The following is a 7,995-nucleotide window of genomic DNA, read 5'->3' on the forward strand; positions in this document are numbered from 1 at the left end:
GCCTCCTTCAAAATCGAAAGTATAAGAATGGATTGTAGGTTTCATTGACCAAATAAGCCGTAGATAGAAACATAAATAGGAAATAAATAACCGGGACAGCGATCGCACCCGCCATGTTTCCTTTTTCTCTAAGGGAAGATAACACTCTCCGGGGAAGCGGCGTCGCGCATAACGCCAGCACGGTCAACAGGATGATATTTGCCGACAGATCATAAAGGGCTTGATGATCCGCAAATCCGTGCGCCCCGTATCCGAGCATCGTTCCGATGAACTGCCAAGCGGATGCCGGATTGTCGAATTCGAAGAATACCCATCCGATGATGACGATCAGAAGCGTGTAGACGTGTCCCATAAAGCCGGGGCAGCGCTGCAGCCATTTCAGCAGAAACAGCTTCTCGACCGTCACGAAGAAACCGAAGTACAAGCCCCATATAATAAAATTCCAGCTCGCCCCATGCCATAGACCGGTTAAAAACCATACCGCCAACAGATTGCGAAGCTGTTTGGGAAGACCTGATCGATTGCCGCCGAGCGGGATATAGACGTACTCCCGGAACCAGGAGCCCAACGAAATATGCCACCTGCGCCAAAACTCCGTAATGCTTTTGGAGATATAGGGATAATTGAAGTTTTCCATAAAATTGAATCCGAACATTTTGCCGAGCCCTCGTGCCATATCCGAATACCCGCTAAAATCGAAATAGATCTGCAGGGTAAAAGCGATGATGCCGAGCCAGGCGGAAAGAACGCTCAGCTCACCCACCGGCGTCGCCTTCACGCTCGCCCACAGCAATCCGATATTATTGGCCAACAGCACCTTCTTGGCCAGTCCCCGGATGAACCATTCCGCCCCTTCGCCGAACCGGTCCAGCGTCATCGTCCGAGAAGCCAACTGCTCCGCGATATCGCCGTATTTAACGATTGGGCCCGCAACGAGCTGCGGAAACATCGTCACGTAAGCGCCGAAGGAGATCATATTTCTCTGCACGGGCACTTTGTTCCGGTATACATCCACCACATAGGACATCGTTTGGAACGTATAGAAGGATATGCCGATCGGCAGCGGAAGCTCCGCCGCCTGGAGCTGGAGATGGAATAGCTGATTGAGATTGTCTACAACAAACCCGGCATATTTGAAAAAACCGAGAATGCCCAAACTGCCGGCGATAGAGCCGATGAGAACCGCCTTAGCCACCGGCTGACGATGTCTATATCTTTCGATTAGCAGCCCGTTCGCATAGTCAAACAGGGTCGAGAAAATCATGATCAAGATATACAGCGGCTCGCCCCATGCATAGAAGATCAGGCTTGCAACTAGCAAGACGGCATTTCTCAGCTTCTTTGGCGATAAGTAGTAAACAAGAATGGTTACCGGCAGAAAGAGAAACAGAAAAATCAGGCTGCTAAAGACCAATTGCCGTCACCTCCGGTTACAGTCCCGTTCGGCATGTTACTTCACTTGATCCTTCAGCAAATCCAGCATCAACGGATAGAACTCGGCTTTAAAATGAATGCCGTCCGCATCGTACAGGTTGGGATGGTCTGCAATGTTGGGTGCCAAATCGACAAATCCGGCTTGTTCCTTGGCGGCCAGTTCCTTCAACCCCTGATTGTAATCCGCGATATTGCGATAACGGGGCTCCTCCTTCTCCGCCTCCGCTGTCACCGGAGTAACCGCTATAATCGTGATGTCGGCGTCCGGCAGCTTTTCCTTGATCATTCCGATCAATTGGGCGTAGTGCGTCAGAGAGTATTCCTTCGGATTGTCCGTAGGCCACAGGATATCGTCCGATCCCAATTGAATAAAGATATGTTTCGGCTTGCGCTTGACCAAATCGTCGATATCTTCGAGCGCGAATTGGGCGGTTTTCCCCGCGCCCGCAAGCACATTCGCCTCCTCCAGCACATCGTGGAACGACAGCCCTTCCGTAATCGAATCCCCCAGAAATACGCTCGTTTGAAACAGGGTCGCGTATGAAGCTTGTTCTGAAGCTGCGGGGTCCGCCCCTTTTTGTTGAGTCACAGATCCGGGCTTCTGCCCTCCTTCCGGGCCGCAGGCCGCCAACGAGATTGCAATTATTCCGATCAGCAGGGTGATCATTCTTTTTTTGGTCATATTCATGGTCATGTTCATGTATGTTCCTCTCCCGGTTCCTAGTTTATTTTTAAATATTCCTTCATCCCGTCCAGAATGGAGGCGGCAATCCGGTATTGAAAATCGTCCGTAAACATCCGGGCCTCGTCCTGCGGATTCGTGACATAACCGACTTCCAGCAGCACCGCCGGCATCTTCGTATCTTTCACAACGAAAAAGTCCTCTTTCTTCACTCCGCGGTCGCGAAATCCGGTCGCCCCAGCCACATGCCTGTGCATGATTTTAGCCAGCTTAAGCGATTCTTTGCGGTAGTAATAAGTTTCCGTACCCGAAACATCGGGATCGGTATACGTGTTGCCATGAATGGATATAAATAAGTCCGCACCCATCTGATTGGCAAATTCGGGCCTTGCCCGATCTATGGAAGAAAGAAATCAGTCATCGGTTCGGGTCATATAGACCTCGATTCGCGGTTCTTGCTGCGCCAGTTCCTTCACCTTTTGGGATAGCTGCAGCGTAAAATCCTTCTCTTCCTTGCCGCTGACGCCGGTAGCCCCCCGGTCCTTGCCCCCGTGTCCCGGGTCAATGACCACTTTATATACCGGGGCATCGTCGATATTCACAGCCCCGCTCTCGCTCGCGCGGATTTCGCCGGCGTAGCCGGCCTGGAGCTTGTACACGGCAAAAATAAGAATGGCGGCCGCAAGCCATTTTAAGTACGGTCTCCTTCGCTTCATCGGTTTCCCCCCTTCCGTTAACCTTACATGCGATGAACTTGCTCCCGAAATTCAGGCGGATAGTTGGGCGTCCGTAAGTCCTCTGTACCGCGGTCTCGCTCAAAACAGCTTTTACGGTCACGTGCCACCTCGCAAAATAGAATAATAGAGAGAGATAAAGATAAGATGCAGAAGATATAAAAGTAATTTAAAGAATTCAAGAAGAAACGGCTGTCGCTGCCCTTGTCCAAGGACATACTATTTCTTGATGCAGGTAGATTGAAGCGATTACTCCATCGGCGGATAGCGAGTACTCTAGGGAGATTTAGAAGAGGCCATGAAATGATTTCAAGCTGTAAGAAATACTAAAAAAGCCGCCCCCCAATAGTCGTTGCCTATTTTCAGCCCCGCTCAGCGCCGATTTTTTGCAATAAAAAGGACCTCACCATCCACCTTTGCAGTGGAATGCGAGGTCGTTCTTTCGTACATATCGGGAGGTACTCGTTTTATACGATATTCTTCGGGACAGCTCCAATTCCCCCCCGGATAGTGTAAAAGACGGTCGTGGAGGATAGTATGGTTATTTTAGAAAAAGGGCTGCCACGTACCTGATTCTAAAGCGATACTGCAGGTCTTTTGGGGAAAAGGTGCCGGCATGCCTGATTCTAAAGCAATAATGCAGGTCTTTCGAGGAAAAGGGGCCGGCATGCCTGATTCTAAAGCAATAATGCAGGTCTTTTCCGGGAAATGGTGCGACATGCCCGATTCTAAAGCAATAATGCAGGTCTTTCGCGGAAAAGGTGCCGGCATGCCCGATTCTAAAGCAATAATGCAGGTCTTTTTCGGGAAATGGTGCGACACGCCCGATTCTAAAGCAATAATGCAGGTCTTTCGAGGGATTTTTGCGAAATCGGCCCATTTTGCCAAAAAGACCTGCACATTTGATCGTCTTTCGCACTATTTGTGAAAAACGGCCGAATTTTAATGTATTTTTGCTTGTCTTTGCGTCGAACGTGCAGGAGCAGAGGGGCCGAATTTCTCCTTTGACGTCCTTGATGTCCCTGACTCCCTTGTTCATGGCGGAATAATGTATTTTTGCTCGTCCTTGCGTCGAACTTGCAGGAGCAGAGGGGCCGAACTTCTCCTTTGACGTCCTTGATGTCCCTGACTCCCATGCTCATGACGGAGCATTTCGTGCAGGCCGTTACTCAGTCGTTTGGAGCTTTACGCACCACGTGCGAGACTCCCAGCGCGCGGTGTTTGGCGTTGCATGACGGGATCAACCACAGGCTACTTTGGAGAGTGGAGACAGCCCGCCTACACTTTTTTATTCAGATCGAAATAAAACATTACGCCTTCCGCTGTATTGGTGACGCCGTACCGCACCCCGTGCAGCTCCAAAATCTTCCTGGAAATCGCCAATCCGAGTCCGGTTCCTCCGGCCTTCCGATGGCGGGAACTATCGCCGCGATAGAAACGGTCCCATATCTTCTCCAGCTGCTCCGCCGGAATATGGGTTCCTTTATTTTCAATACTCACCCGGACGGTCTCCTGCTCTTCGACGGCCGAAAGGATGATCGATTCTTGTTCCGGCGTATAGCGGATAGCATTGGTGAGGAAATTGACCAGCACCTGCTCGATCCGATGCTGATTGCCTACAACCTCGACCGGGGCGAGACGGGTATACAGATGCAATGACTTGCTCTCCAAGTCCGAAGAGAATTTCGCACAAACCCGCTCTATAAGTGTATCGATATGGAACGAATCCATCTTCATCTTGTATGTGCCCGATTCGTATTTCGCCAGCTCCAACATATCCCCGATGAGCAGATCCATTCTCCTCACTTCATCTTCCATCGCCGCAAAATAATGATCCCGCTTATGGCTGGCAACCCCGTCCTTAAGAACGGACAGGCAGCTTTGAATGACGCTTAACGGAGTTTTTAATTCATGCGACACTCCGGATATAAACTCTTTTCGCGTATTTTCCAGCTGCTTCTCTTTCTCAATGTCCTGCTCCAGCCGGGTTATATGGGAATGCAGCCGTTCGGACAGCTCGTTAATATTGCGGGACAAGTCCCCGATCTCATCCTTGGTCGTTACCGGAATTTTCTCGGTGAAGTCTAGCCCGGCCATTCTCTGCGCCGTACGGTTGATACGCAGCAGCGGACGGGCAATCCGCCGGGAATAATAGAAGGAGGCGAGCAGTACGAGCAGAAGTGTGGCGATGACGATGTATACATAGTAATCCTGTATCACATCCGCGGCTTCACTCACCGGCTGCAGCGACACCATCGCGAACAGGTAGGCGGGATTCCCGTTCCGGTCATCGATGTGCTCCACGAACAATTTGTAATTCACCTGGTTTTCTTCAAAATCTATGATCTGGCTCTCATTCGTACCGCCATCATAATCTCCAAACAGAAGATCCGCTTGAAAGCTTTTGACCCGGTCCAGAAATAGATGGTTCGTATAGCGTGACACCTCCGTCCCTTCCGGAGTCCGGACTTTTATGATCGTTCCTTTGACAAAAAACGACGGATACAGATCACGATATCGGTTCAGATCCTCAAACCTGGTGACGACCTCATATTCCTTGTTTACCATCTGCTGATTTTCCAGACGGCCTTCCTCCCTCAGACGGCCTGGTTCCCTTGCCATGCGCTGCGGAACCGGCTGATGGTTCATCAGCAAGCCTTCTATAGCGATCCGCTCTCCCTCTTGAATCCATGTGGTGAGAAACGGATTGTCCTGACTGAAATCCTCCACATTCATGACGCTGTAAAGCGGGATGGTCATCGTTTGGCCGGAAAGGCCATCGTCAGAAAGCTCCACCCGAACCTCCATATAAAAATCGCCGAAATAATTCAGATTGCCCATGGCGTCCAATGTCGTGACCCAGGTGTTATGTCTTTGATAAAAGTCCTGCTCCAGCTTGGCTACGGCCTGCGGGTCCCCTGCACTACTGAAGTAGTCCTGCTTGTAAGCTTGAAGGGCCGCCTGCACCTTCTCTACCTTCTGATGCACATAAAATTGCTTGAAGAATACGGTCTGCCCGACAAAAAGAATCGCGAGAATGAACAGGCATAATGCGGTCGTTAATAGAAAAAGCTTGAATACGATGCCTCTTCTCATGGCTGATCCTCGAATTTATATCCCGAACGGACGACGGTGACGATGCATCGGGCATGCTCCCCCAGCTTGGAGCGCAAATTGCGGATATGACTGTTGACTGTACGATCGTCGCCAACGAAATCATATCCCCACACTTTGGTAATTAACTGCTCCCTGGTGATGATCATCCCCTTGTTCTTCATAAGGCAGGCCAGGATTTCAAATTCCGTATGCGTCAAGCTGCAGTTCGTCCCGTCCAATGTAACGGTGCGAGATGGTAAATGAATCGTAATCCCGCCGCCGGATAAAGTATCGCTCTCCTGCGCTCCAAACCGCCGGCTCTCAAGAAGCCGTTTGGCCCGTGCCAGCAAAATGGGAGGGCTGTACGGTTTGGTGACGTAATCGTCCGCGCCCAACTCGAAGCCGAGCAGCGTATCGTCCTCGTCCGAGCGGGCCGTCAGCATAATAATCGGAACGTCCGACGACTTCCGAATGCGCCGGCATACCGCCCACCCGTCCAATTCCGGCAGCATGATGTCCAATATGATTAAGTCCACTTCATGCTCCTGGAATAACGCCAGCGCCTGTTTTCCATCGTCCGCTTCCAGCACTTCATAGCCATCCTCGAGCAAATAATCCTTCACGATTTCCCGCAGAATAGGTTCGTCTTCCACGATCAGTATGGTTTTAGACATAAGTTATGACCTCTCAAAACGTTTGTCGAAGCAGGCTCCTGCATTCGCCTTGCATGTGCCCTTGGCCAGGACACCTTGTCCCGTTGTCAATGCCTATTATTTCCTGTTAATGCGTTCAAATTCCGCCCGCCAACACCGCTGTATTAAGGGATTGTACACCGGCCTCTGACCCTTCAGACTTCCGTAAAATTACAAATACCGGGCGATGATCCGAACCAATTTCGCAGGAAACTGTTGTAGATCTGTAATATCCAAAAACCTCTCCTGCCCATAGATTTGGCTTATGACATCCTTATCCTGGCCGATGGCGGCGGCGAGGAAGGCAATCCCTTTCCGCTCATATTCGGCTATCGTCTGCTGCATGTCCAATGCCGCATAGTTTCCGGTATAATCCTCCATCGCCTTGGGCTGCCCGTCACTTATGCTGATCAACAGCTTGGTCTGCTGCGGTGCGACCGCTAACCGCTCCGCAATGATTCGGAGTGCCATGCCATCCCGATTATTGCTTCTGGCGCGAATCCCCATCAGCCTGAATCGGTCATCGGCATCGACCTGATCCAAATCGGTATAGGCATATACGGACATTTGCTCCAGCTTGGAAATATCGGCCGTATCGCCGTATATCAATATAGGAATATGGCAAATCCGGCAAAATTCGTATACCGCAAGTACGGCGCGTTTGGCCGCCTCCAATCTTCCGAACGCCGACATCGACGCGGATTCGTCCACTCGCAGAGCAACCGCAAGGGAGGGGGACTCCGTTGGAGGAAGCTTCTTCGCAAAATATCTGAAATCACGATAAGCGGTGCGGTCCGCTTGAAATTTGCCGCCATAATAGTGATTCCCCGCAAATTCCAAAGAGACCTCATGCTCCAACAGCGGCATTACCTTACGCGCCGTTTCCCGCACGACAGGCATAAGCTCTTTGCTCAGACGGAAGTATTCCTGCTGAAGATCCCTATCGAATTCCGGACGATGTACAATGAGCCGGATTCCTTTATGAACAGAATCGGATACGGTCTTTCTTGCGTCTTGATTCAGCTTCTTTCGAAATTCCCGATTTTTACGCTTTGCATCGTCCGCCGTCCTGTCATGATCGGTCTGATGATACACCGGAGGGCCGTCTTCTTCCAGCTCTGACCTCTCCGTAGAGGTCGGCTCATCCGACAGCGAAATTTCGGAACTGCGATCGTCACTATCGGCGGCCTTTTTCAAAATAATTCCGTCTTCCGCCTGGCTGTCATGGTCAGCACCATCATCGTCTGCTGTTCCTTCCGTCCTTATTTCTATTGCTTCAACATTTCGTTTTTTTTCTACGACTGACCAATTAACATACAATACTTATTTTCTGTTTCCTTGAGGTACTTTGCAGGAT

At 50.6% G+C, this 7,995-nt stretch carries 6 protein-coding genes and 1 pseudogene; 1 reads left to right on the forward strand and 6 read right to left on the reverse strand.

All coding sequences use genetic code 11. The features are described 5' to 3' along the window. Window positions 1-7: 7 nt before the first annotated feature. The 3 genes and pseudogenes from ACFQ03_RS21055 to ACFQ03_RS21065 all read right to left on the reverse strand — a co-directional run bounded on the left by ACFQ03_RS21055 (window position 8) and on the right by ACFQ03_RS21065 (window position 2,832). Window positions 8-1,414, reverse strand: coding sequence for an MBOAT family O-acyltransferase (locus tag ACFQ03_RS21055; RefSeq protein WP_379290791.1), 1,407 nt, complete (start codon window positions 1,412-1,414; stop codon window positions 8-10). 36 nt (window positions 1,415-1,450) lie between these two features. After that, complete coding sequence (locus ACFQ03_RS21060; RefSeq protein WP_379290804.1) at window positions 1,451-2,122, reverse strand: GDSL-type esterase/lipase family protein; 672 nt, start codon at window positions 2,120-2,122, stop codon at window positions 1,451-1,453. A gap of 32 nt (window positions 2,123-2,154) precedes the next feature. Next, window positions 2,155-2,832: pseudogene (locus ACFQ03_RS21065) on the reverse strand (N-acetylmuramoyl-L-alanine amidase family protein). A gap of 634 nt (window positions 2,833-3,466) precedes the next feature. Between ACFQ03_RS21065 and ACFQ03_RS21070 the strand changes: the two are divergent. Then, window positions 3,467-3,778 (forward strand): hypothetical protein, encoded by a 312-nt coding sequence (locus ACFQ03_RS21070; RefSeq protein WP_379290793.1) that lies wholly within the window; start codon window positions 3,467-3,469, stop codon window positions 3,776-3,778. A 350-nt stretch (window positions 3,779-4,128) separates the two neighbouring features. On the opposite strand, the gene ACFQ03_RS21075 is transcribed toward ACFQ03_RS21070, so the two are convergent. The 3 genes from ACFQ03_RS21075 to ACFQ03_RS21085 all read right to left on the reverse strand — a co-directional run bounded on the left by ACFQ03_RS21075 (window position 4,129) and on the right by ACFQ03_RS21085 (window position 7,958). Then, window positions 4,129-5,946: a sensor histidine kinase gene (locus ACFQ03_RS21075; RefSeq protein WP_379290795.1), complete on the reverse strand. Its 1,818-nt coding sequence runs from the start codon at window positions 5,944-5,946 to the stop codon at window positions 4,129-4,131. Next, entirely contained in the window at window positions 5,943-6,620 is a 678-nt protein-coding gene (locus ACFQ03_RS21080) for a response regulator transcription factor (protein ID WP_379290797.1), read from the reverse strand. The genes ACFQ03_RS21075 and ACFQ03_RS21080 overlap by 4 nt, the downstream gene beginning before the upstream one ends. Window positions 6,621-6,809: 189 nt before the next feature. Further along, entirely contained in the window at window positions 6,810-7,958 is a 1,149-nt protein-coding gene (locus tag ACFQ03_RS21085) for a vWA domain-containing protein (RefSeq protein ID WP_379290799.1), read from the reverse strand. Between the last annotated feature and the right edge of the window lie 37 nt (window positions 7,959-7,995).

The sequence above is a fragment of the Paenibacillus residui genome (genome assembly GCF_042677205.1).
GTDB classification, from domain to species: Bacteria; Bacillota; Bacilli; order Paenibacillales; family NBRC-103111; genus Paenibacillus_L; species Paenibacillus_L residui.